This window comes from Amycolatopsis keratiniphila, from assembly GCF_000400635.2.
Taxonomy (GTDB): Bacteria; Actinomycetota; Actinomycetes; order Mycobacteriales; family Pseudonocardiaceae; genus Amycolatopsis; species Amycolatopsis keratiniphila.
The window spans coordinates 8,165,130-8,186,787 of sequence record NC_021252.1 but is presented as its reverse complement, the minus strand read 5'-3'; the positions used below and the strand labels follow the sequence as shown (position 1 = coordinate 8,186,787).

Sequence of the window (21,658 nt, the reverse complement as noted above, 5' to 3'; positions counted from 1 at the left end):
AATCGCTCGAGGAGGCGACTGCATTGACGCTGACCGACACCCGAGTCGACGACAGTTACCCGACCCGCATCACGGGTAAGCCCGAACACCTGCCCAGGACGCACCCCACCGTCTGGGGCACCGAGGCCGACGGTCCCTTGGACGCGGCCACGCTCGCCAACCACGAAGCGCGTGGTTACACCGTCGTCGACCAGTTGCTGTCGCCGGGCGAGGTCCAGACCTACTGGCAGGAACTCGTCAGGATGTCGTCGGGGGACCACCGCGACGACGAGCGCGTCATCACCGAGGCCAAGACCGGTGAGGTCCGCTCCATCTTCGACGTCCACGAGACCAGCGAGCTGATCGCGGAACTCGTCCGCGACCCGCGCGTGCTCGACCGGGCCCGGCAGATCCTCGGCTCCGAGGTCTACATCCACCAGAGCCGCGTGAACTACATGCCCGGCTTCAAGGGCACCGGGTTCTACTGGCACTCGGACTTCGAGACCTGGCACGCCGAGGACGGTATGCCCGTGCCCCGCGCGGTCAGCTGCTCCATCGCGCTCACCGACAACTACCCGTTCAACGGCGGGCTGATGGTGATGCCGGGTTCGCAGCGGACCTTCGTGCAGTGCGCCGGGGAAACCCCGGAAGACAACTACAAGAGTTCGCTGAAAGAGCAGCGGGTCGGCGTCCCGAGCGAGGAGGACATCACCGCGCTCGCCGCCGAATACGGGATCGACCAGTTCACCGGGCAGGCCGGTTCCGCGCTCTGGTTCGACTCGAACGTGATGCACGGTTCGTCCAACAACATCACGCCGTACCCGAGGTCGAACATCTTCGTCGTGTTCAACAGCGTCGAGAACGCGTTGCGGGAGCCGTACGCCGCGATCGAACCGCGTCCCGCCTTCATCGCCGGCCGCGACTCGACCCCGCTGACGCGCTGACCCGATTTGCGAAACCGCAGGTCGCGAAGGCCCTGACGGGGCGCTTGTAGCCATCGGTGTGCGCCCTGTTACGTTGTCGCCACGAGAGCGGGCCAGTGGGCTCGCTCACGTAGGTGTTGTCGACGACCGAACGGGTTCTTCGCTCGGGGTGAGCCCACCCGGACGGACGTGGACGCCGATGTCCGATGTGGGTCGCGCCCCCAGGCGGCCCAAGTCGGACATCCCCCGGCTCCGTGCCATCAGATCGGGACTGATGGCACGGAGCCTTTTTATGTCTCCGTGGGCCCAGGCTCGTTCCGTGAAGGCCTCCTTGAGGGACCCAGAGTCCCTCAAGGAGGCCTTCACGGACTTGCGGCCAGCCATGCCCCATCGGCACCAGCAGCCACAGCGCCTGCCAGGTACATGAAGGTCCCCTTCCTTGAGCCTAGGTGCAGGAAGGGGGCCTTCACGCACTTCAGGCGAGCCCCTGGCGCTGATCGCTCATGTCCTGAAGGCCTCCTTTGAGACGTTCAGCGTCCTAAAGGAGGCCTTCAGGACATGAGCGCCGCCTTCCCAGAGGTCCTTAGTGGACAGAGACTCCCGTGGGGCTTTTGTCCGTATCGAGCATTCGTGAAGGCCTCCTTCCCTACCCTCGAAGTAGGGAAGGAGGCCTTCACGACCTGCCGCGTTCTGGTTGGCGGGCCCTTCGCGCGGTAGGTTGGCTACTCCGGTAAGGGGAGAGATCGGAGGGAGGGGGGCTTGTCATGGCCGAAAGCGGTTCCCCTGCCCGCTTCCAACTCCTCGGTCCCGTGCGTCTCCTCGACGGCGACCGGCCGGTCCCCGTCGGCGGACCCGGCGTCCGCGGCCTGCTCGCGCTGCTGGCGCTGAAGGTCAACAAGGTCGTCGCGCTCGACGAGATCATCGACGCGCTCTGGGGTCACGATCCGCCCGCGACCGCCCGCACGATCGTCCACGGCAACGTTTCGCATCTGCGCCGCGTGCTCCGCGACATCCAGGGCGATCACCCGCGCGGCGCCCGCATCCTCACCGCGCCGCCCGGCTACCAGCTCACGGTCGAGCCCGACCGGATCGACGTCCACCGTGCCCGGTCCCTGCTGGAGCGGGCTTCGGCGGAGGAGCCGGACAAGGCGTCCGAACTGCTCGCGGAGGCCCTCTCGCTCTGGCAGGGGCCCGCGCTGGCCGGTGTGCCGGGTTCGGTCCGCGCCCCCGAACTGGAGGATCTGCGGCTCGCCGTCCACGGCGCCAGGGTCGACGCGGATCTCGAACTCGGCAGGCACGCGGAACTGATCGTCGAGCTCAGCCCGCTGGTCCGGGCCGCGCCGCTCGCCGAGCGCACCGCCGGTCAGCTGATGCGCGCGCTGTACCACGCCGGGCGCCGCGGCGACGCGCTCGAGCTCTACCGCACGGTGTCCCGGGCGACCCTGCGCACGCTCGGCGTCGAACCCGGCGCCGACCTGCGCTGGCTGCACGAACGCGTCCTCAACGACGATCTGCCGGTCAAGGTCGTCGCGGAACCGAAGCCCGAGACGGCGCCCGTCCAGCAGCTGCCGCCCGCGGTGCCGAACCTCGCCGGCCGCGAGGCGGATCTGGCCTGGCTCGACGAACTCGCCGAGCGGGCCGAAGCGGGCGAGACCGCGGTCGGCGTGGTCACCGGCACCGCCGGGATCGGCAAGAGCAGCCTGGTGGTGTGGTGGGCGCATCGGGCGGCCCGCCGCTTCCCCGACGGGATCCTTTTCGCCGCGCTGCGCGGTTTCGACCCGCAGCATCCGCCGTTGGAGCCCGCGGAACTGCTCACCCAGTTCCTGCTCGGGCTCGGTGTCCCGGCCGAGGGCGTCCCGGAACAAGTCCACGAACGCGTCGCCCTCTACCGCTCGATGATCGCCGGCCGCCGGATGCTGGTGATCCTCGACAACGCCCGCTCCGCCGAGCAGGTCCGGCCGTTGCTGCCGCCCGGTTCGCGGTCGATGGCCTTGGTGACCAGCCGTTCCCGCCTCGACGGGCTCGCCGTGTCCAACGCCGCCAAACTCCGGGTGCTCGGCACGCTCGCGCCCGGCGACGCCGTCCGGCTGATCGAGGAGCTCGCCGGGCCGGCAGGCTACGACCTCAACCACGCGCTCGCCCGGCTGTGCGGCTACCTCCCGCTGGCGCTGCGGATCGCGGGGGCCCGGCTCGCCGCCAGCGCGCAGTGGTCCGCGCAGGATCTGGTCGACGAGCTCGGCAACGAGCGCACCAGGCTGGCCGCGCTCGACGTCGAAGGGCCGGACGACGGGGTCCGCGCGGCGTTCGACGTCTCGTTCCGCGGCCTGCCGTCCGAGGTCGCGGACACCTTCCTGCGGCTCGGCGTCGTCCAGTGCGTTTCGGCCGGTTCGCATCTGACGGCCGCGATCGGCGGGATCACCGTCGCCGAGGCACGGCGGCATCTGCGGGTGCTCGCCGCGCACAACCTGCTCGCCGAAACCGGCCGCGATGCCTTCGTCCCGCACGATCTGGTCCGGCTGTTCCTCCGTGAACTGGCGGAGAACGAACTCGACGAGGCCGACCGGGAGGCCGTGCTGTCGCGTTCGGTGCGGTTCTATCAGGCCGTCGGCGACCGGGCCCGGCGCAAGATGCTCCGGATCGTCGACCCCCTCGATTTCACCGGCGTGCTGACCGACGCGCAGACGCCGCCGATCGGTTCCTTCGACGACGCGCAGGACTGGTTCACCTCGGAATGGGAGAACCTGCTCGAAGTCCTCGAAGCCGCCCGCGCCGCCGGACGGCACGACGACGTCTGGCGGCTGGCCAGGGTCGCGCACACCTATCGCGCGGTGTACCCGCTGCTGGACGAATGGACGAGGCTGGTCGAGATCGGGCTGGAGGCCGCCGAACGGTCCGGCGACGTGCTCGGCCGGTGCTGGATGCTGATCTCCCGGTGCGCCATCGCGCTCACCTTCGAGCTGCCTCAGGGCTGCCTCGCCGACGCCGAGCGCGCGCTGGAACTCGCGAGCGCGATCGGCGACAGCAGGCTGATGGTCTCGGCGAACATCCACCTCGGCTCCGCGCTGACCCTGCTCGGCCGGTACGACGAGGCGATCAGGACGTTGCGGCAGGCGGTCGAGGAGACCGAGCGCACCGGCGACCTCGAACTGCGCGGGCAGGCGCTCAACAACTGCGCCGAGGCCGAAAAACGGGCCGGTCGGTTCATCGAGGCGATCGGGCATCAGGTCGCTTCGCTGGAAATCGACCGGACCCTCGGCGACGACAGCTACGTCGTCGTCTCGCTGAACAATCTCGCCGAATTGAGCATGCGGATCGGCGAACTCGCCGCGGCCGAGCGATACGTCTGGGAGGCCGTGGACCTGACGATCAGCAGGCGGTTCGTCCTCCAGGAGGGCGTCCTGCGGCTGACCTTGGGCCGGGTGCTGCGGGCCGGGTCGGATGTGGACGGTGCCCGCGAGCAATTCGCGCTCGCGCTGAAGATCCTCGCGGACGCCAATCCGAAACTCGCGGGATTGGTCCGTGCGGAACTCACGGACCTCGGCGAAAGTCCGTGAGTGATCCTTAGCGGATTCTTAGTGGCCTCGCCGCTCACGCGCGTAGGGTCCGTTTCAGCGTCGATCGAGCCCTAGGGGAGGGGCATGCGATAGGGATCGGCGCTCGGGCGGGCCTTCGCGGGCCCGCCCGAAGAGCCGCCAGGAGCGGCTCGTGGCGGTCCGGCCGGTGGAGGTGGGGGCGATACCGGCCGGCCGCCAGGCGGCACCACGAAACGCGTGGGGTCAGCGGGTGCCGGCGGTGCACAGGGCGATGGTCTGCCCCTTGTTCTCCGCGACCTTCTGGCCGTTGACCAGGATCGTGCAGGCGATCTGGTTGCTGACCGACGAGTTCCGGGTGTCCGCGGTGACGGTGAGCAGGTAGTCGCCCGAGTTGAAGGACGCCGTGCCGCGCCATTCGTCGGTACTGGCCGGGGTCGTCTCGGTCCGCTGGTCGTTGAGCGAGCCGAACCGGATGGTCGCGCCGCCCGAGGCGCTGACGACGAACTCGACGGTGTTCTTGTCCCCGGCGACGGCCGGGATGTGCAAGCCCGACTCGCCGGTGGCGAAGAAACTGGTGTAGACCAGTAACCCGCCGGCGGCCAGCAGCCCGGCGATGGAAAGCGCGAGCCCCGCGATCCCCATTCCCTTCTTGTCCGCTTCGCCCTTCTTGATTTTGGTCAAACCGATCACGGAAAGAATCATTCCGATCACGGCGAGCGGCCAGGCGGCGATCCCGGCGACCGGGACGAAGGCGACCCCGAGCGCCGCGAGGCCGACCAGGAAACCTGCGATGACCAGGCCGTTCTTGGGTTTGCGGTGCCGTGTTCCGTGCGCGGCGAACCCGGGGCCGTAGCGGGTGGCAGGCGGGTGCGGGAGAGGTGGATCGGTCGGCATACGTGCCCTTTCGGAGGCTTCCGTCCGAAGACGTTAACCCATCGTTCGGGGCAATGGCCGAAATTGTTACCTGCCGGAAAAAGTCATCATTCCACGATGATCAAGCGGTCATCGACATTTTCTGACGAGAATTGTCGGAAACCCGATCACTGATCGAACAGACTCACTTCCGGGGTGATCTCCAGCAGTTCGTGCACCGGGCGGCCGCGGCGGCCGTCGATGGTCGTGGTGCGCACGACGCGCAGCCGCGCGGTCACCGGCCGGTCCAGGTTCTCCTTGATCTCGTCGAGCAGATCCGGCGCGACCGCGCCCTGGATCGTGCCGCCCGATTCGCGTTCGAGATAGAAGATCCGGCGCCGGGTGCGGACCCCGTCGAGCCTGCCGCTGACCGTTTCGTAGCCGACGGCCTCGCGTGACTCGCGCAGGCTCCCGGACAGGATCCGGGCCTGCTCGGTGGTCATGCTGCGGGTCAGTTCGTCGCCGGACGTCGGGGTCAGCGCCATCCCGATCCCGGCGTGTTTGCTGACCGCGTTGACGATGTCGCTGACCGCGTTGCGGACGGTGTCGCGCTGCAGCAGCACCGCGTCCAGCGCGCCGTCGTCGGAGCCGTTGGCGGGCAGGAAGTCGCACAGTTCCTTGACCGCGCGTTCGGACAGCGACTCGATCCCGTCGTGGATCAGCGCGTCGTCGAGCGCCGGTTCGGGGAAGCCGAAGAAGATCGCGTTGCCCGCCTGGCCGCGCTGGATCAGCGGGGCCTTCTCCCGGTCCGCGGGCTGGACGAAGGTCACCTCACCCGACGGATTGCGGATGATGTGCCCGATCTTCGCCGTCGCGTCCTGCAACGCGCGGCTGATGTCGGAAAAGGTGTACGCGTCCAGATGCGATTCACCGATCACGGACACGCGAAGCAGCGGCGAGCGCGACGTCCGCTCGAACTTCGCGTACGCGGCCATCGCCGACGCGCGGGCGAGGTCGTCGAGCCAGGTGCCGCCGGGGATTTCGTCGGCGATACGCCGGAATTCGTTCCTCACCAGATCACTTCCGGAATTCCCCTGCCACCCGATGCCCACACTTCTTCCCAGATCTCCTCGTCGCCGGGGCGGCAGAGGAAACCGTCGAGCATGCCGCCGACGGGCTGGACCTGGTCGAGATACATCGCGGGCTGGCCGACGATGACCCCGCGCAAGGTCAGCAGCCCGTACAGCGCCGAGCGGCCCGCGTCGTCGAGCCGTTTGAGCGCGCCCCATTCGTCCGGGATCAGCACCACGTCGAGCCCGCGCGGCGGATGCGGGGTCCTGGCGGTCAGGTCGCCGCCGATCCACGCGCGGCCGGTCGGCATGATCCGCCGGGCGACGCCCAGGTAACTGTTCAGCGCGGAGAACAGGATTTCACGGTCGTTCTGGTGTGGCGCGTCGAAGACCAGCCGCTCGTAGACATCGGCCAGATCGGCGGGATGGCGGCCAGGAGGCAGCAGGTTGTGCGGCGTCCAATAGGGGAGCGCCAATCGGAGCCTCCTTCGTGTGCCGGAGCTCCCGATCGAAGAAACGTACCCGGCGTCCCGCTCACAGTGCGTAGCCGAATTTACCAGGCGAGTGTCAGCCGCCCTGCCCCGGCCGGTGCTCGGGTGCCTGCCTGGCGGGCGGCCAGTCCTCGTCGCTCGGCCAGACCGGTTCGGGCTCGTGCGCGCCTTCGCCGTTGCGGGCGGCCGGTTCCGGCTGCTCCGGGTGGTAGGCCCGCACCGGTTCCGGGATCAGCTGACCCTCACGGTGGCCTTCCGCCTCCTGGTCGTACGGCTCGTCGTCGTCCTGGATCCGCGCGGGCGGGAGGAACTGCGTCCGTTCGGTGGAGAGCAGCTCGGGCACGGGCTCGGGGTCCGGTTCGCGCTCGACCGGGAACTCGCGCACCGGCTCGTGGGCCGCCGGTTCCGCCGCGGGACGCTCGCGTCGTTCGCCACGCATCAGCAGCCAGGTGACACCGCACCCGAGGGCGAACGAGATGAGCAGCCACAGCCAGATCTGCCCGAAGAGCCAGAGCATCAGGCCATCACCTCTGTTCCGCCGTGATGTCGACGCGGCGGCCCTCGCCGCTCGCGCCGTCGGAGTTCTTGCGCTGAGGGGAGTACGCCTGGTCGCGTTTGACCCCGTTGCGCTCCAGCAGCCGCTCCACCGTGAGCGCCCGGTTCAGCGCGAGCTTCCGGTCCGAACCGGTCGCGACCGACCCGGTGATCCGGAACTTCAGGTCGCGGGGCGCGTCCGTGAGCAGTTTCGCGATCTCCAGCGCGCCGCGTTCGCCGTCCGGGGTGAGGTCGGTGGTGTCCGGTTCGAAGGTGATCGGCGTGGCCGCGAGCAGGCGGTCGATCTCGGCCTGGAACCCGGCCTTGTCCGTCGGCTTGGCCGAGATCGGCGCCGGGCTGGGCGGCGGGCTCGGCGGGGGCTGGCTCGACGGCTCGCCGCTGGTGGTCACCGGACCCGCGGGCGGGGCGGTGTCGCCGGAGATCTCGACCGTCCGGACCCCGTCGATCCGCTGGATGGCGTCGATCGCCTGCGCGGCCTTGTCCGGCGGGAAACCGGTGAGGCTCGCGTCGCGGCCGGAGAAGCTCACCTGACCGCCGGAGACGCCGACGTCGGCGAGCGCGGCCTTCGCGCGCGCGGCCAGCTCGGCCTCGATGTCGTCCGAGGCCGACCAGACGGTGATCGCCGTCAAGGCGAGCGTGACCAGCAGCGCTGTAGGCAGCAAGCGGCTCCAGCGTGTACCGGGCATGAAGGGACTGTAAGCCGCGTCAGGCGTGGGTGCATCGGACGAACGGGACATGACCCGTTCGGGTGATGTGAGTCGAAGGGGCCCTTCACCGCATCAGATGAGGTGAAGGGCCCCTTCGCTGCGCCAGATGAGGGGAAAGTCCCCTTCAGCTCGCGTGGTGGTGGATCTCCCGCAGATCCTTGGCCGGGATGGCCACGGTCGTCGCCTCGATCTGCTCCAGCGGGAGCAGCGGCGCGAGCTCGGGGCGCTTCGGGGACAGGCCGTCCCCCATCGACTCGCCCTTGAGCTGACGCCGGATCCACGGCAGCAGATGCGCCTTCGTCCATTCGAGGTCCGAACGGCGCGACGTGATCCAGGTGCTCGGCTCCTCGGACGCCGGCCACGGCTCACGCCAGTCGTCGGCGACCGGGACGCCGAGCACCTCGGCCGCGCGCAGCGCGATCCGCCGGTGGGCCTCGGGGGTGAAGTGCAGCCGGTCGTCGCTCCAGGCGCGGCGGTCGTGCAGCGGGGCCATCGCCCACATGTCGACCATCTTGGCGCCGTGCCGGTCGGCGATCGCCCACAGATGCGCGTTGTAGATGCCGACCTTCCCCCGCAGGACGTGCATCACGGACAGGTACTTGGTGTCCGGCCCGTTGAAGATGAGCACCGGGATCCCGGCCTCGCGCAGCTTGGCGACCCCCGCCTCCAGCCGCGCGGCGACGGCGTCCACGTCCGCGCCGGGCACGATGATGTCGTTGCCGCCCGCGCACAGGGTGACCAGGTCGGGCTTCACCGCGAGGGCGATCGGGAGCTGCTCTTCGAGGATCTCGTCGAGCATCTTCCCGCGGAGGGCGAGGTTCGCGTACTGGAAGTCGGGCCTGCCTTCGGCGAGGATCTCCGCCAGCCTGTCCGCCCAGCCTCGGAAGGTGCCGTCGGGCAAGTCGTCGTTGAGTCCTTCGGTGAAGCTGTCACCTATCGCCACGTAGCTGTCGAATCCGTACACGTTGGGTCCCCTTCCGTCCGTGTGCCCCCGGTTGGTACTTGTACACCACAACTAACAGCTGAGAGCGCCCCTGCAATCCCATCTGGCCGAAACCCGTGGTTCAGCCCGTTGACACAGTCTCTTATTTTGTCGGACGTCCATGCATCTCCATTACCGGGATGTACACTCCTGGGCTGCGGAGATTCCCCTCAAGCGGGCGTAAACCGGACACGGTATGTGGCGAACGTCTCCCCGCCCGGGTGTTCGGACTCATAGATCCGGCAGGCTGTAAGGGTGACCTCACGACCCCCGCGCGAGTCGCTCGCCCAGATCCTCGGCGGGCGGCGTGGCGCCATCGACGCGAGCATCCCGCCCGCGGCCTTCGTCCTGGGCTGGCTGATCGCCGGCCAGTCGATCGCCTGGGGCTCCGGTGCGGCCATCGGGGTGGCGGTGCTGCTCGGCGGGTACCGGGTCGCGCGGGGCGACAAGGCCCGCGCGGTCGTGGTCAGCCTCGCCGCGGTGATCGCCGCCGCGCTGATCGCCCTGCACACCGGCCGCGCCGAAGACTTCTTCCTCATCCAGCTGCTGTCCAATGTGGCCAGCGCGCTGCTGTGGGCGGCCAGCATCGTGGTCCGGTGGCCGCTGCTCGGCGTCGTGGTCGGGCTCGTCATCGGGCAGAAGACCCGCTGGCGCCGCGATCCCGCGCTGCTGCGCGCGTATTCGCGGGCGAGCTGGGTGTGGGTCTTCCTGCAGTACACCCTGCGGGTCGCCGTGTACGGCTCGCTGTGGTGGAGCGGGCAGGTGGTCGCGCTCGGCATCGCCCGGACGGTGCTGTCCTGGCCGCTGGTCGCGGTGACGGTCGCCGTGAGCGGCTGGGTGCTCTACCGCACGCTGCCGCCGGAACATCCCGGTCTGCGGGTGGTGGAGGAAAACGAAAATCCCTCGGATTCCGCGCCCGGTGGGCTGCCCAGGACATAAGGCGGCCCCCGGCGAGGGGGGAGGGTCCGGGGGCCGGGTCCTACGGTACCCGGAGTTCGGCCCCGGAGTCGATGGTTTGGTCTTTTCGGGCTTGTTCCGGGTGTTTTTTCAGGGTGACGCCGGCCGCGGTGCCCCTTCGCCGTAGGCGTCGACGGCGGCGAGCCACGCGGCGCCGAGCACACCGTCGGTGCTGGTCAGCACCACGAGACCGGCCAGTTCGGCGCGGACCTTCGCCCCGACCGGGCCCTCCGGTGACAGCACGCCGCCCACCAGGACGACCGGTGTCCTCTCCCCGGGATCCCGCGCGGTCATGACGTTCGTCACCAGCAAGGCGGCCGCACGAGTGGTGATCTCGTCCGCCGCCGGGTCGCCTTCGCGGTAGGCCTCGCTGACGAACGGGGCGAACCTCGCGAGCCGGATCGGCGCCTCGGAATTGGCGCTCGTGATGAGCGCGCGCCACAGCGAGGCTCCGGCCGCGGGGTCCACTGCGGACGGTCCGAGCGCTTCGGTGAGCACGGCGCGCGCGAGCGGACCGGGTTCGCCGCCGCGGCCCAGAACATCCAAAGTGGAGCGAACGGCTTCACGGCCGAGCCAGTACGCCGAGCCTTCGTCACCGAGCAACCAGCCGTAGCCGCCGACGGTGGAAACCATGCGCCTGCCGCGGATCCGGCCGGCGATCGACCCGGTGCCCGCCACGAGAACCGAACCGTCCGGCGAGGAGGTCGCCGACGCGTAGGCGACCTCCGGGTCGGGGACCGTCCGCACCGGACCGATCCCCGCGTCCTTCCAAGCGGCTTCGAAGATCTCCGCGATCGACGGATCGCTCAGTTTGCTGACGCCCGCCATGCCGACGACGCACGCCGCCGTCGCGGCCGGATCGAGTCCGCCCAGCGCGCCGGTGATCGCGTTCGCGATCCGCGACGCGGCCTCGTGCGGCGGATGGGAGTTGGGATTCGCCCCGCCCGCGCGCCCGGTGCCGAGGACGGCGCCGGAGGCGTCGACGACGATCGCTCGCGTCGACGTGCCTCCGGCGTCCACTCCAACGACGTGACTCACCGGGTCTTGGTCACCTTGAGCAGCCCGCGCGGGCTGTCCGGGTCGCCGCCGCGCGCCAGCGAAAGGCCGAGCGCGATCCGCTGGATGGGCAGGATCTCCAGGATCGGGGCGACCTCTTCGGCGGACGGCGCGACGCCGATCCGCAGCGCCGCGGGGACGTCGGCCGAAGCCGAACCGACCGCGAGCACGTCCGCGCCGCGTTTGCCGACGGCCTCGAGGACCTCCTGCATCGCGCCCACTCCGTGGCCCTGGCTCGTCACGGCCAGCACGGCGGTCTCGCCGTCGACCGCGGCGACGGGGCCGTGCAACAGGTCCGCGCCGCTGTACGCGCGGGCCGCGAGGTAGCTGGTTTCCGCCAGCTTCAAGGAACCTTCCAGCGCGGTGGCGTAGGAGTAGCCGCGGCCGGTGGTGAGCACCCGGTCGACGAAGCGGTAGCGGTCCACCGCGCGCTGCACGCCTTCGACGGAGCCGTCGAGGGTCTGCTGTGCGAGCTCGCCCAGTTTCTCCGCGTCCTCGCCCTTGCCGCCGCGGACCGCGTCGATCAGAAGGTAAAGCGAAAGCAAGGTGGCCGAGTAGGTCTTGGTGGCGGCCACGGCCTTTTCCAGCCCCGCGCCGATGTCGACGCCGAGTTCGGCGGCGGCGCGCAGCGGCGATTCCGGGGTGTTGGTGACCGAGACGGTCAGCGCTCCCTGGCGACGCGCGGTTTCGGTGACCTCGATGAGATCCGGAGAACCACCGCTTTGGCTTACTGTGATGAAGAGAACGTCCCGCAGATCGGGACGGGCGCCGTACAAAGTCGCGGTGGAGGGCGAGACGAGACCGCAGGGGAGACCGAGGAGTACTTCGATCAGGTACTTCGCATACAGGGCGGCGTGGTCGCTGGAGCCCCGGGCGGCGAGCAGTGCGAACCTGGGCGGGCGCTTGGAGATGGCTTCGGCCACCTCGGCGATTTCGGCCTGTCGCTCCACGATTCCTGCCAGAATGGCGGGTTGCTGGGAGATCTCCGCGGCCATGTGCTCGCCGGGGCGCTGTTCGGTCATCTCGTTCCCTTCCACCGGGACGTACTTCGTCCCCCGAGTAGGTCTAGACCAATGCTAGCCCGAATGGACGTTTGTGGAGAAGGGTACGTTTCCTAGCGGGGACGGTGCGCGTTCGAGTGGGAAGGCTTAGGGAGTCGGTCATGTTGGAGACAACCACCGCGAGTGAGGCGGGCGCTACGGCAGGGATGCGCGGACAGCGCGAACCCAAGTACTGGGCGCTGAAACAGCATCTGCTCGATCTGCTCGACGCGCTGCCCCCGGGCTCGCCGATTCCGACGGAACGGGCACTGGCGGGGGAATTCACCGTTTCGCGCACCACGGTCCGGCAGGCGCTCGCCGACCTCACCGCCGAGGGCAGGCTCCACCGCGTGCAGGGCAAGGGCACCTTCGCCGCCGAACCGAAACTCGCGCAGCGCCTGCAGTTGTCGTCCTACACCGAAGACATGCGCAAGCAGGGACTGAAGCCTTCCTCCAAGCTCCTGGAGATCGACGAACTGCCCGTCGAAGCCGATCTGGCGAAACTGCTCGGAATCCGGGTGGGCGCGAAGATTCTTCGCCTTCGCCGTCTCCGGCTCGCCGATTCGCAGCCGATGGCGCTGGAGACCACGCATCTCCCGCTCGGCCGGTTCCGCGGTTTGCGCAAACACGTTTCCGCAGGTGGCTCCCTGTACGCCGTGTTGAGGGAGCACTACGGCGTCGAGCTCGAAAGGGCCGAGGAAACGATCGAGACCGCCCTCGCCGGACCGCACGAAGCGGAGATGCTCGGCGCCGACGTCGGAATGCCGATGTTGCTCCTTTCGAGGCATTCCTTCGCCACCGACGGAAAACCGGTCGAGTTCGCGAGGGCGATCTATCGGGGTGACCGTTACAAATTCGTCACCACGCTGCTTCCTTGAGCGCGCGCTGACGCAAACGTTTCGCAGGGCGCGGGCGCCCTGCAAAACGTTTCCGTGGCCTTCGGCCGAAAGAGGGCGCGCGCTGTGCGGACTCCTCGTCGCGCTGGCGCGCTTCGAGGAGTCAGGTCTTCCGGTTCCGTTGTTTGGTTCTTATTTGTCTGACGTGTCAGGCAATTTGGGTAGCCCGGTGGCTGGTGTCGTGATTCAGTCATCCCATGACTGACACGGCGGCGGGAATCCGATGGGGGACGCCGGTGGCGCGCGGCGTGCTCGCCACGACCATCGTCGGCTCGGGCATGGCGATGCTCGACGGGACGATCATCAACGTCGCGCTCCCGAGGATCGGCGAAGAACTCGAAGCGTCCGTCGCGGGCCTTCAGTGGATCCTCGACGGCTACCTGCTCGCGCTCGCCGCGCTGATCCTCGTCGCCGGATCACTCGGCGACCGCTACGGCCGCCGTCGCATGTTCATCGTGGGTGTTGTCTGGTTCGGTGTCGCCTCCGGACTGTGCGCCGCCGCGACGACCACCGAGATGCTCGTCGCGACCCGGATCCTCCAAGGGATCGGGGGAGCTTTGCTCACACCGGGCTCCCTCGCGATCCTCCAAGCGTCCTTCGCCCACGACGACCGGGCGCGCGCGATCGGCGCCTGGTCCGGGCTCGGCGGTATCGCGGCGGCGATCGGCCCGCTGCTCGGCGGCGTCCTCGTACAGGTGTGGTCGTGGCGGCTGGCGTTCCTGATCAACCTGCCGCTGGCCGCGGTCTGCGTGCTGCTCGCCCGGCGCTACGTGCCCGAGTCCCGCGACGAGGAGGCGACGGGGCATCCCGACTTCCTCGCCGCCGCCGTCGGCGCGATCGGTCTCGCCGGACTCACCGGCGCGCTCGTGGAGGCGCCCGGCCGCGGCATCGGCGACGCCGTCGTGCTGGTGGCCATCGTGCTCGGTGTCGCCGGGCTGGCGGCGTTCCTGGTGATCCAGCACCGCTCCGCCGATCCGCTGGTCCCGCCGAAACTGTTCCGCGACCGGACGTTCAGCCTCGCCAACGCGCTGACCTTCGTCGTCTACGCGGCGCTCGGCGGTGTGATGATGCTGATGGTCATGCAGCTTCAGGTGTCGCTGGACTATTCGCCGACCGCGGCCGGGCTCGCCGGGCTGCCGATCACCGTCATCATGCTGCTGTTCTCCGGCCGGTCGGGTGCGCTCGCGCAGAAGATCGGACCCCGGACGCAGTTGGTCGTCGGCCCGATCTTGGTCGGCGTCGGCATGCTCCTGCTGATGCGCGTCGGGCCGGGTTCGTCGTACCTGGGGTCGGTGCTGCCCGCCGTCGTCGTGTTCGGCGCCGGGCTGGCGACGGTCGTCGCGCCGGTGACCGCGACGGTGCTGGCCGCCGCGCCGGACCGGTACGCCGGCGTCGCCTCGGGGGTCAACAACGCCATCGCCCGGTCCGGTGGCCTGCTCGCGATCGCCGTCCTGCCCGCCGTCGCCGGCCTTTCCGGCGCCGCGTACACCGATCCGGTCGCGCTGACCGCGGGCTGGCGGACCGCGTTGCTGGTGTGCGCGGCGCTGGCGATCGGGGGCGGGCTGATCGCGCTCGGCATCCACAACGGTGTCCTCGACACCCCTTCGGCCGAGGACACCGACGAGTCACCGCACCCCGGCGAATGCCTCCATTGCGGAGTCGACTCGCCCCCGACGCACGTCCGTCCCGGGCATCACGCGTGATCGAAGGCGTAACTCACGTGATTGAAGCCGTAACTCATGAGTTACGCCTCTGATCACGCGAGATACGGCGCCAATCACGCGAGTTACGCCAATAGGTCGGCGAGGGTGGCCGGGTCCAGGTTGCCGCCCGAAACGACCGAAACGACCTTGCCCGGCGGCAGCGCGTCGCGGTGCGAGAGGAACGCGGCGGTCGCGGTGGCGCCGCTCGGCTCGGCGACCAGCCGGGCGCGGTGCGCCAGCGTCCGGACGGCGTTCCGGATCTCCTCCTCCGAAACGGTGACGACGTCGTCGAGTACCGACTGGAGGTGGGCGAAGGTCAGGTCCGACGGCTGGGCGCGCAGGCCGTCGGCGCTGGTCCGCGCCCGCAGGTCCATCGGCCACTCGATCCGCCTGCCCGCGCGCAGGCCTTCGGCAGTGTCCGCCGCCAGCTCCGGCTCGACGCCGATGACCTTCGCGCGCGGCAGCAACGCCTTGATCGCCGTGCCGACGCCCGAGGCCAGCCCGCCGCCACTGAGCGGGACGAGGACGACGTCGGCGTCCGGCAGGTCTTCCGCGATCTCCAGGCCGAGGGTGCCCTGTCCGGCGATGACGTCGGGGTGGTCGAACGGCGGGATCATGGTGAGCCCCCGTTCCTCGGCGACGGCGAGCGCGGAGGACTCCTGGGCGTCGATCGGGACTTCGATGACCTCGGCGCCGAGCGCCTTGGTGGCTTCGACCTTGGCGCGCGGGGCGACGTCCGGAATCAGGATCACCGCGGGAATCCCGAAACGCTTCGCGGAGTAGGCGACCGCTTGCGCGTGGTTGCCACTGGAGAACGCGACGACGCCGCGGGCGCGCTCGTCTTCGGTCAGCGCGGCGATCGCGTTGTAGGCCCCGCGCACTTTGAAAGCGCCGATCGGCTGAAGGCTTTCCGGTTTGAGCCACAACGGCGCCCACCCTTGTGCCAGCAGGGGTGTGCGCACCGCGACGCCTTTGACACGGCTCGCCGCGTCGCGGATTTCCTCGATCGATACCAGATCCATACATCCGATTATGTCAAGGAGTTGTGAGCCGTGGACAGTCCTTTTTGGACAGACGGCGTGGCGCTCCTCACGTGCGGACAACGAGGGGAGCATCCCGTGCGCCTTATTCGTTAGGACGGGTGAGGACCGACTAGCTGCAGAACGGGATCATGACCAAGGAGACCTCGGAGAAGACCGAAAAGACGGAAAAGCAGGGCCGGATCATCCAGGTGACGGCGGCGGCGATGGCCGCGATCACCGCGGCGCTGCTGGGTTCCACGCTCGGCGTGGCCGGAACGGTGGCGGGTGCCGGGCTGGCGAGTGTGATCACGACACTCGGCGGTGAGCTGTACCTGCGTTCGCTTCAGCGGACGAAGGACGCGGCGCTGAAGGCGCGAGTGGTGCTGACCGTGCCGGGACGGCGCCGGGTGCTCGACCCCGGCGAAGCGGAGACCGTCCGGTTGAAACCGTCCGAGGACGAAGAGGAACCCTCCGGCCGGAAGTTCAAGCCGCGCTGGGCGGTGATCGCCGGGGTCAGCGTGGTGGCGTTCGCGGTGGCGCTCGTCGCGATCACCGGCTTCGAGGGCGCGACCGGGAAGACCTTCGGCGGCGGGACCGGGACGACCATAGGCAAGATCATCGGCGGCGGGCAGGCGCAGGATCGGCAGGACAAGCACGACACTCCGCCCGCGACGTCGCCTTCGGAAACGAAGGACGACCAGCCGGAGACGACGCCGACGAACACTCCGCCCCCTTCGACGACGCCCACCACTACGCAGGCGCCCCCGACGACGCCGACAGCGCCGTCCACCGCGCCTTCGACCTCTCAGGCACCTTCGACGACGCCGTCCGCCCCGCCCGCCTCGAACACCCCCGTGCCCTGACCCCTCTCCGCATCGGGGTCAGGGAAGGGCGGAGCGAAGCGTGCGAGCGGCCGCTTCGGGGTCTTCGGCCTCGGTGATCGCCCGGACGACGACGATCCGCGCCGCGCCCGCGGCCAGCACCTCGGGCAGCCGCTCGGTGTCGATCCCGCCGATCGCGAACCACGGCCGCGTCGTCCCGGACGCGGCCGTCGAGCGCACCAGATCGAGTCCCGGCGCGGACCGGCCCGGCTTCGTCGGGGTCGGCCAGCACGGGCCGGTGCAGAAGTAGTCGACGCCGGGCTCTCCGGCGGCGGCCGCGGCCTGTTCGGCCGAATGGGTGGACCGGCCGATCACCACGTCGTCCCCCAGCACGCGGCGCGCCAGCGACACCGGGATGTCGTCCTGGCCCAGGTGCAGCACGTGCGCGCCGACGGCGAGCGCGACGTCCGCCCGGTCGTTCACCGCCAGCAGCTTGTCGTGCTTTTCGCACGCCTCGGCCAGCACTTCGAGGGCGGCGATCTCGTGTTTCGCCTCGATCGGGGCACCGCCGGTCTTGTCCCGCAGCTGGATGATGTCGACCCCGCCGGCCAGCGCCGCGTCGGCGAATTCGGCGAGATCGCCCCGGCCGCGGCGGGCGTCGGTGCAGAGGTACAGGCGGGCGTCCGCGAGCCGGGCGCGGATCGGCGAACCAGACAGGGTGGGCATGGCGGCGACGGTACTCGCGCGCTACGGTGGGGTGGTCCGCACGGGAGCCCGAGGACGGGCTGAGAGGGAGCCGGGACCGCTCCGACCGTGGAACCTGATCCGGGTCATGCCGGCGCAGGGAGCGTGATTCCATGAAGGAACTTTCGGTTGTCGGCGGCGGGGTCATCGGCCTCTCGGTCGCTTGGCGCGCGTCCGCGCGCGGTCGTCGCGTCACCGTGTACGACCCGGATCCGGGACGAGGCGCGTCGTGGCTCGCGGGCGGCATGCTCGCGCCGGTCACCGAGGCCTGGCCCGGCGAGGAGGACGTGCTCACCCTCGGTGAGGCGTCGCTCCGGCGCTGGCCGGATTTCGCCCGTGACCTGGCCGAAGAGGGTGTCGATCCGGGCCTTTCCCCGCACGGCACGCTCGTCGTCGCGCTGGACAGCGCCGACGCGGGCAACCTCGAAATGCTCGCCGCGTACCTCACCCGACTCGGCCGCGAGGTCGGGCAGCTGACCGGCCGCGAAGCCCGCCGCGCCGAGCCCGGTCTCGCCGCAACAGTCCGAAGTGGACTTCTGGTCCCCGGGGATCTCGCCGTGGACAACAGAAAGCTGCTGATCGCGCTCAAACACGCGTGCGCCGTGCGCGGCGTCGAGTTCCGCCACGAGACGGTCACCGAACTCGAAGGACTCGAAGGCGACGTCGTCCTCGCCGCGGGTGCTTGGACCGGACGCCTGCACCCCGCGCTTGACGGCGCCGTCCGCCCGCTGAAGGGTGAGATCCTCCGCCTGCGGCCGCGACGAGGCTGCCTGCCGCCGCCGAAGCGGACCGTCCGCGCGATGGTCGAGGGCCGCCCGATCTACCTCGTGCCACGCGACGATGGTCAGCTCGTGCTCGGCGCGACCCAGTACGAAGCCGGTTTCGACGAGACCGTCACCGTCCGAGGCGTCCGTGAGCTGCTCGAAGGCGCGGAGCGCGTCTTCCCGTGCCTGACCGAGTACGAACTCGTCGAGACCGCGGCCGGGCTTCGCGCGGCGAGTGTCGACACAATGCCTTTCATCGGTGAGCTGGGCGAAGGTGTCTTCGCCGCGACAGGTCACCATCGCAACGGTCTCCTGATGGCCCCGGTCACCGCGGACGCCGCGGTCGCCTGGCTGGACGGACGGCCGTTGCCGGACGAGGTCGCGGCGGCCACGCCGTCGCGGCGAAGCGAGGAGCGGGTGTGATGGAGATCCAGGTCAACGGCCAGTGGCGCGAATTCCCCGACGGGACCACCGTCGAGGGTGTGCTGGAGGCGCTGGGCACGGCGACGCGGGGCGTCGCGGTCGCGGTGGACGGCGTCGTCGTCCGGCGGGGCGACTGGCCGGAATCGGTGGTGCGCAAGGGCGCCAGCGTCGACATCCTCACCGCTGTGCAAGGAGGCTGACATGAACGGTGACGAACTCGTCATCGGCGAGCACAAGCTCTCGTCGCGGCTGATCATCGGCACCGGCGGCGCGGGCAACCTCGCCGTGCTGGAACGCGCGCTGGTGGCGTCCGGCACGGAACTGACCACCGTCGCCATGCGCAAAGCCGACGCCGAAGGCGGCTCCGGCGTCCTCGAACTGCTTCGGCGGCTCGGCATCCGCCTGCTGCCCAACACCGCCGGCTGCCGCACGGCCGCCGAAGCGGTCCTCACTGCGCAGCTCGCCCGCGAAGCACTCGAAACCGACCTCATCAAGCTGGAGGTCCACGCCGACGACCGCACGCTGCTGCCGGACCCGTTCGAGACCCTCGAAGCGGCCGAGCAGCTCGCCGCGGACGGCTTCACCGTGCTCGCGTACACCAACGACGACCCGGTGCTGGCGCTGCGGCTGGAGGAGGCGGGCTGTGCGGCGGTGATGCCGCTCGGCGCGCCCATCGGCACCGGTCTCGGCATCCGGAACCCGCACAACATCGAGCTGATCGTGTCGCGCGCGGGGGTGCCGGTGATCCTCGACGCCGGGATCGGCACGGCTTCCGACGCGACGCTGGCGATGGAGCTCGGCTGCGACGCCGTCCTGCTCTCCACCGCCGTGACCAGGGCCGCTGATCCGGAACGGATGGCGTCGGCGATGCGGGCCGCCGTCACCGCCGGGCGGCTGGCCGCCGGCGCGGGGCGGATCCCGCAGCGGTTCTGGGCGCACGCCTCCAGCCCTCCTCGATAACCCTTTTGTACGGTTCACGGCCTTCACAGCGAGTACGACCCCGAAGCCCGTATGGTTGACGGCACTTTCCGGAGGCGCACCCGCCGCCGTGTACCCAGAGGAGCCAGTGGTGACCACGTCAACGGTCCAGGACATTTCGGGCAGGTTGTTCCTGGCGGTGGGCAGGCTGTCCCGGTCACTGCGCCAGGCGGGCGTGCCCGGGCCGGGCCACGGCGCCATCTCGGCGCTCGCCACCCTCGTGAACTACGGCCAGCTCCGCCTGGGTGATCTCGCGGCGAAGGAAGGCGTCGCCGCGGCCACCATGTCGAGGATCGTCGCTTCGCTGGTCGAAGCGGGCTACGTCAGCCGTGAATCGGACCCGATCGACAGGCGCGCCTGGCTCGCGGAGGCCACCGAAGAGGGCGAGAGGCTGGTTTCCGGCGTCCGGTCGACGCGGGTGAACGAACTCGGCAAACGCCTCGAACGGCTGACTCCGGAGCACCGGGCGGCCTTGGCGGCGGCGCTCCCGGCGCTCGAAGCGCTTATTGCCGACGAAGAGCGCTGACTTCCGCGCGAAGAGCGCGAAGCTCGTCGAGGATCTCCTTGTTCGCCTGAGCCTGGGTCTCGGCCTGCTTCGCCTCTTCCTCGCGGATGTCCTGGCGAAGCTCGTCCTCCATCCCGCTGACCACCACGGCGATGAAGAGGTTCAGCACCGCGAAGCTGGACACGAGGATGTAGGCCACGAAGAACACCCAGGCCATGGGTGCTTCTCGCATGATCTCCTTCGCGATGTCCGGCCACGCCTCGCCCGTCATCACCTGGAACAGGGTGAACAGCCAAGTGCCGAGGTCGCCGAAGTTCTCCGGTGAGATCGCGCCGAACAGCTTCGTCGCCACGACGCCCGCGACGAAAATGATCAGCGCGAGGAGCGCGGCGATCGAGGCCATCCCGGGGATCGACGCGAGCAGGCCGGTGACGACCTTCCGCATCGACGGCACGACCGAGATCAGCCGCAGCACCCGCAGGACCCGCAACGCCCGCAGCACCGCGAACGGGCCGGTCGTGGGGATCACCGCGATGCCGACGACGACCAGGTCGAAGATGTTCCACGGGTCGCGGAAGAACTTCGCGCGGTAGGCGTAGAGCTTCGCGCCGAGTTCGAGGACGAAGACCCCCAGCGCGATGTAGTCGACGGCGTGCAGCAGCGACCCGTACTCGGCGACCATCCTGGTCGAGGTCTCCAGGCCGAGGGTGACGGCGTTGAAGACGATCACCGCGATGATGAAGTTCTGGAAGCGGCGGTCTTCGACGACCCTGGCCACCGTTTCGCGTCCCGTCACGGCGCAGATGGTAACCGTCCGTGTGCTCAGTGCTCCGGCGCAAGCCGCCAGAACGCCGAAACCGGACCGACCTTCGCGCCCATCGGATAGGCGTTTTCGACCGCGTGTGAGACGAACCACTTGCCGTACCGGGCGGCCTCCACGACGGACATCCCCTTCGCGAGACCGGCCGTCAGAGCCGACGCCATCGTGTCCCCGGCGCCGTGCGTGTGCTGCGTCGCGTACCGCTCGCCCGGCAGCTCGACGAACGTGGAGCCGTCGAAGAGCACGTCGACGCATTCCGGGTCGGAGACGAGGTGCCCGCTCTTCACGAGCACGTACTTCGGCCCGAGCCGGTGCAGGACGACGGCCGCCTGGTGCATCTGCTCGCGGGTGGTCACGGTCATCCCGGTCAGCAGGCGGACCTCGTCGAGGTTGGGCGTGAGGACGGTCGCGCGTGGCAGGAGCTCGTCGCGCAGCGCCACCAGCCCGGCCTCGTCGAACAGCGGATGCCCGTGCATCGACGCCGCGACCGGGTCGACCACGAACGGCACCTTGCTGTCGCGGCCGATCTCGGCCTTGTCGCACGCGGCGGCGACGGCGTGGATGATCTCGGCCGAGGCGAGCATGCCGGTCTTGGCCGCGTTGACGCCCATGTCGGCCGCGACCGCCTCGATCTGCCCGGCGACGATCCGCGGCGGGATGTCGGTGCGGTCGTGCACGCCGAGGGTGTTCTGGACGGTCACGGCGGTGACCGCGACCAGGCCGTGCACGCCACAGGTGAGGAACGTGCGCAGGTCCGCCTGCAGGCCGGCGGCGCCGCCGGAGTCGGACCCCGCGATGGTCAGCGCCGACGGCGGGCTCGGGTTCTCGCTCATGGGT

22 protein-coding genes and 1 riboswitch are annotated in these 21,658 nt (G+C 69.8%); of the genes, 10 read left to right on the top strand and 12 right to left on the bottom strand.

All coding sequences use genetic code 11. The annotated features are described in order from the left end of the window. Window positions 1-23: 23 nt before the first annotated feature. Together thpD and AORI_RS77910 are read left to right on the top strand one after the other, a co-directional pair. Window positions 24-923, top strand: coding sequence for an ectoine hydroxylase (thpD, locus tag AORI_RS77915; protein WP_016337645.1), 900 nt, complete (start codon window positions 24-26; stop codon window positions 921-923). Window positions 924-1,666: 743 nt separating this feature from the next. Continuing rightward, the gene (locus AORI_RS77910) at window positions 1,667-4,456 is read left to right on the top strand and encodes an AfsR/SARP family transcriptional regulator (protein ID WP_016337644.1); all 2,790 of its coding nucleotides are present in this window, start codon (window positions 1,667-1,669) and stop codon (window positions 4,454-4,456) included. Between the two features lie 222 nt (window positions 4,457-4,678). Here AORI_RS77910 and AORI_RS77905 read toward each other — a convergent pair whose 3' ends face one another. From AORI_RS77905 to AORI_RS77880, 6 genes are all read right to left on the bottom strand, one after another. Further along, entirely contained in the window at window positions 4,679-5,329 is a 651-nt protein-coding gene (locus tag AORI_RS77905) for a hypothetical protein (RefSeq protein ID WP_016337643.1), read from the bottom strand. A gap of 146 nt (window positions 5,330-5,475) precedes the next feature. Further along, window positions 5,476-6,360: a hypothetical protein gene (locus tag AORI_RS77900; protein ID WP_037335497.1), complete on the bottom strand. Its 885-nt coding sequence runs from the start codon at window positions 6,358-6,360 to the stop codon at window positions 5,476-5,478. Then, window positions 6,357-6,833 (bottom strand): DUF6932 family protein, encoded by a 477-nt coding sequence (locus tag AORI_RS77895; RefSeq protein WP_016337641.1) that lies wholly within the window; start codon window positions 6,831-6,833, stop codon window positions 6,357-6,359. Before AORI_RS77895 ends, AORI_RS77900 begins: the two co-directional genes overlap by 4 nt. A gap of 91 nt (window positions 6,834-6,924) precedes the next feature. After that, on the bottom strand, window positions 6,925-7,365 hold the full coding sequence (locus AORI_RS77890) for a hypothetical protein (RefSeq protein ID WP_016337640.1): 441 nt from the start codon (window positions 7,363-7,365) through the stop codon (window positions 6,925-6,927). Between the two features lie 7 nt (window positions 7,366-7,372). Further along, window positions 7,373-8,089 carry an OmpA family protein gene (locus AORI_RS77885; protein WP_228688257.1) on the bottom strand — a complete coding sequence of 239 codons (717 nt, stop codon included), beginning with the start codon at window positions 8,087-8,089 and terminating at the stop codon, window positions 7,373-7,375. 145 nt (window positions 8,090-8,234) lie between these two features. Further along, window positions 8,235-9,074: an SGNH/GDSL hydrolase family protein gene (locus tag AORI_RS77880; protein WP_016337638.1), complete on the bottom strand. Its 840-nt coding sequence runs from the start codon at window positions 9,072-9,074 to the stop codon at window positions 8,235-8,237. Window positions 9,075-9,347: 273 nt separating this feature from the next. On the opposite strand from AORI_RS77880, the gene AORI_RS77875 reads away from it, so the two are divergent. Continuing rightward, complete coding sequence (locus tag AORI_RS77875; RefSeq protein WP_016337637.1) at window positions 9,348-10,031, top strand: DUF3159 domain-containing protein; 684 nt, start codon at window positions 9,348-9,350, stop codon at window positions 10,029-10,031. Between the two features lie 108 nt (window positions 10,032-10,139). Here AORI_RS77875 and AORI_RS77870 read toward each other — a convergent pair whose 3' ends face one another. Both AORI_RS77870 and AORI_RS77865 read right to left on the bottom strand, forming a co-directional pair. Further along, on the bottom strand, window positions 10,140-11,087 hold the full coding sequence (locus AORI_RS77870; protein ID WP_043848423.1) for an N-acetylglucosamine kinase: 948 nt from the start codon (window positions 11,085-11,087) through the stop codon (window positions 10,140-10,142). Then, window positions 11,084-12,127, bottom strand: coding sequence for an SIS domain-containing protein (locus AORI_RS77865; protein WP_043849212.1), 1,044 nt, complete (start codon window positions 12,125-12,127; stop codon window positions 11,084-11,086). Before AORI_RS77865 ends, AORI_RS77870 begins: the two co-directional genes overlap by 4 nt. Before the next feature lie 140 nt (window positions 12,128-12,267). Between AORI_RS77865 and AORI_RS77860 the strand changes: the two genes are divergently transcribed. Further along, window positions 12,268-13,023: a GntR family transcriptional regulator gene (locus AORI_RS77860; protein ID WP_005160527.1), complete on the top strand. Its 756-nt coding sequence runs from the start codon at window positions 12,268-12,270 to the stop codon at window positions 13,021-13,023. A 215-nt stretch (window positions 13,024-13,238) separates the two neighbouring features. Beyond that, complete coding sequence (locus tag AORI_RS77855) at window positions 13,239-14,744, top strand: MFS transporter (RefSeq protein WP_043848422.1); 1,506 nt, start codon at window positions 13,239-13,241, stop codon at window positions 14,742-14,744. 83 nt (window positions 14,745-14,827) lie between these two features. On the opposite strand, the gene AORI_RS77850 is transcribed toward AORI_RS77855, so the two are convergent. Further along, window positions 14,828-15,766, bottom strand: coding sequence for a threonine ammonia-lyase (locus AORI_RS77850; protein WP_016337633.1), 939 nt, complete (start codon window positions 15,764-15,766; stop codon window positions 14,828-14,830). 149 nt (window positions 15,767-15,915) lie between these two features. On the opposite strand from AORI_RS77850, the gene AORI_RS77845 reads away from it, so the two are divergent. Next, a complete protein-coding gene (locus AORI_RS77845) occupies window positions 15,916-16,629 on the top strand; it encodes a hypothetical protein (protein WP_016337632.1) in 714 nt (237 codons plus the stop codon). Window positions 16,630-16,647: 18 nt separating this feature from the next. Here the strand turns inward: AORI_RS77845 and thiE are convergent, their stop codons facing one another. Beyond that, on the bottom strand, window positions 16,648-17,313 hold the full coding sequence (gene thiE / locus AORI_RS77840; protein WP_016337631.1) for a thiamine phosphate synthase: 666 nt from the start codon (window positions 17,311-17,313) through the stop codon (window positions 16,648-16,650). A 30-nt stretch (window positions 17,314-17,343) separates the two neighbouring features. Further along, window positions 17,344-17,451: riboswitch (TPP riboswitch) on the top strand. Between thiE and thiO the strand changes: the two genes are divergently transcribed. The 4 genes from thiO to AORI_RS77820 all read left to right on the top strand — a co-directional run bounded on the left by thiO (window position 17,445) and on the right by AORI_RS77820 (window position 20,022). Continuing rightward, window positions 17,445-18,518, top strand: a complete 1,074-nt coding sequence (gene thiO, locus AORI_RS77835; protein ID WP_016337630.1) for a glycine oxidase ThiO — start codon at window positions 17,445-17,447, stop codon at window positions 18,516-18,518. Its footprint overlaps the riboswitch before it by 7 nt. Further along, window positions 18,518-18,718 (top strand): sulfur carrier protein ThiS, encoded by a 201-nt coding sequence (gene thiS / locus AORI_RS77830; RefSeq protein WP_016337629.1) that lies wholly within the window; start codon window positions 18,518-18,520, stop codon window positions 18,716-18,718. Before thiO ends, thiS begins: the two co-directional genes overlap by 1 nt. Window position 18,719: 1 nt before the next feature. Then, window positions 18,720-19,478 carry a thiazole synthase gene (thiG, locus tag AORI_RS77825; RefSeq protein ID WP_016337628.1) on the top strand — a complete coding sequence of 253 codons (759 nt, stop codon included), beginning with the start codon at window positions 18,720-18,722 and terminating at the stop codon, window positions 19,476-19,478. Between the two features lie 109 nt (window positions 19,479-19,587). Then, window positions 19,588-20,022 carry a MarR family winged helix-turn-helix transcriptional regulator gene (locus AORI_RS77820; protein WP_043849211.1) on the top strand — a complete coding sequence of 145 codons (435 nt, stop codon included), beginning with the start codon at window positions 19,588-19,590 and terminating at the stop codon, window positions 20,020-20,022. Here the strand turns inward: AORI_RS77820 and AORI_RS77815 are convergent. Both AORI_RS77815 and thiD read right to left on the bottom strand, forming a co-directional pair. After that, window positions 20,000-20,797, bottom strand: a complete 798-nt coding sequence (locus AORI_RS77815) for an ion transporter (protein WP_016337626.1) — start codon at window positions 20,795-20,797, stop codon at window positions 20,000-20,002. The two genes, AORI_RS77820 and AORI_RS77815, sit on opposite strands and share 23 nt — an antisense overlap. A 26-nt stretch (window positions 20,798-20,823) precedes the next feature. Next, window positions 20,824-21,654, bottom strand: coding sequence for a bifunctional hydroxymethylpyrimidine kinase/phosphomethylpyrimidine kinase (gene thiD / locus AORI_RS77810; protein WP_016337625.1), 831 nt, complete (start codon window positions 21,652-21,654; stop codon window positions 20,824-20,826). Window positions 21,655-21,658: the final 4 nt, after the last annotated feature.

Coding starts and splice junctions, on each gene's coding strand:
- AORI_RS77910 (WP_016337644.1), top strand. CDS start 1,667: ATGGCCGAAAGCGGTTCCCCTGCCCGCTTCCAACTCCTCGGTCCCGTG.
- AORI_RS77905 (WP_016337643.1), bottom strand. CDS start 5,329: ATGCCGACCGATCCACCTCTCCCGCACCCGCCTGCCACCCGCTACGGC.
- AORI_RS77890 (WP_016337640.1), bottom strand. CDS start 7,365: ATGCTCTGGCTCTTCGGGCAGATCTGGCTGTGGCTGCTCATCTCGTTC.
- AORI_RS77885 (WP_228688257.1), bottom strand. CDS start 8,089: ATGCCCGGTACACGCTGGAGCCGCTTGCTGCCTACAGCGCTGCTGGTC.
- AORI_RS77865 (WP_043849212.1), bottom strand. CDS start 12,127: ATGACCGAACAGCGCCCCGGCGAGCACATGGCCGCGGAGATCTCCCAG.
- AORI_RS77860 (WP_005160527.1), top strand. CDS start 12,268: ATGTTGGAGACAACCACCGCGAGTGAGGCGGGCGCTACGGCAGGGATG.
- AORI_RS77855 (WP_043848422.1), top strand. CDS start 13,239: ATGACTGACACGGCGGCGGGAATCCGATGGGGGACGCCGGTGGCGCGC.
- AORI_RS77850 (WP_016337633.1), bottom strand. CDS start 15,766: ATGGATCTGGTATCGATCGAGGAAATCCGCGACGCGGCGAGCCGTGTC.
- AORI_RS77845 (WP_016337632.1), top strand. CDS start 15,916: ATGACCAAGGAGACCTCGGAGAAGACCGAAAAGACGGAAAAGCAGGGC.
- thiE (WP_016337631.1), bottom strand. CDS start 17,313: ATGCCCACCCTGTCTGGTTCGCCGATCCGCGCCCGGCTCGCGGACGCC.
- thiO (WP_016337630.1), top strand. CDS start 17,445: ATGAAGGAACTTTCGGTTGTCGGCGGCGGGGTCATCGGCCTCTCGGTC.
- thiS (WP_016337629.1), top strand. CDS start 18,518: ATGGAGATCCAGGTCAACGGCCAGTGGCGCGAATTCCCCGACGGGACC.
- thiG (WP_016337628.1), top strand. CDS start 18,720: ATGAACGGTGACGAACTCGTCATCGGCGAGCACAAGCTCTCGTCGCGG.
- thiD (WP_016337625.1), bottom strand. CDS start 21,654: ATGAGCGAGAACCCGAGCCCGCCGTCGGCGCTGACCATCGCGGGGTCC.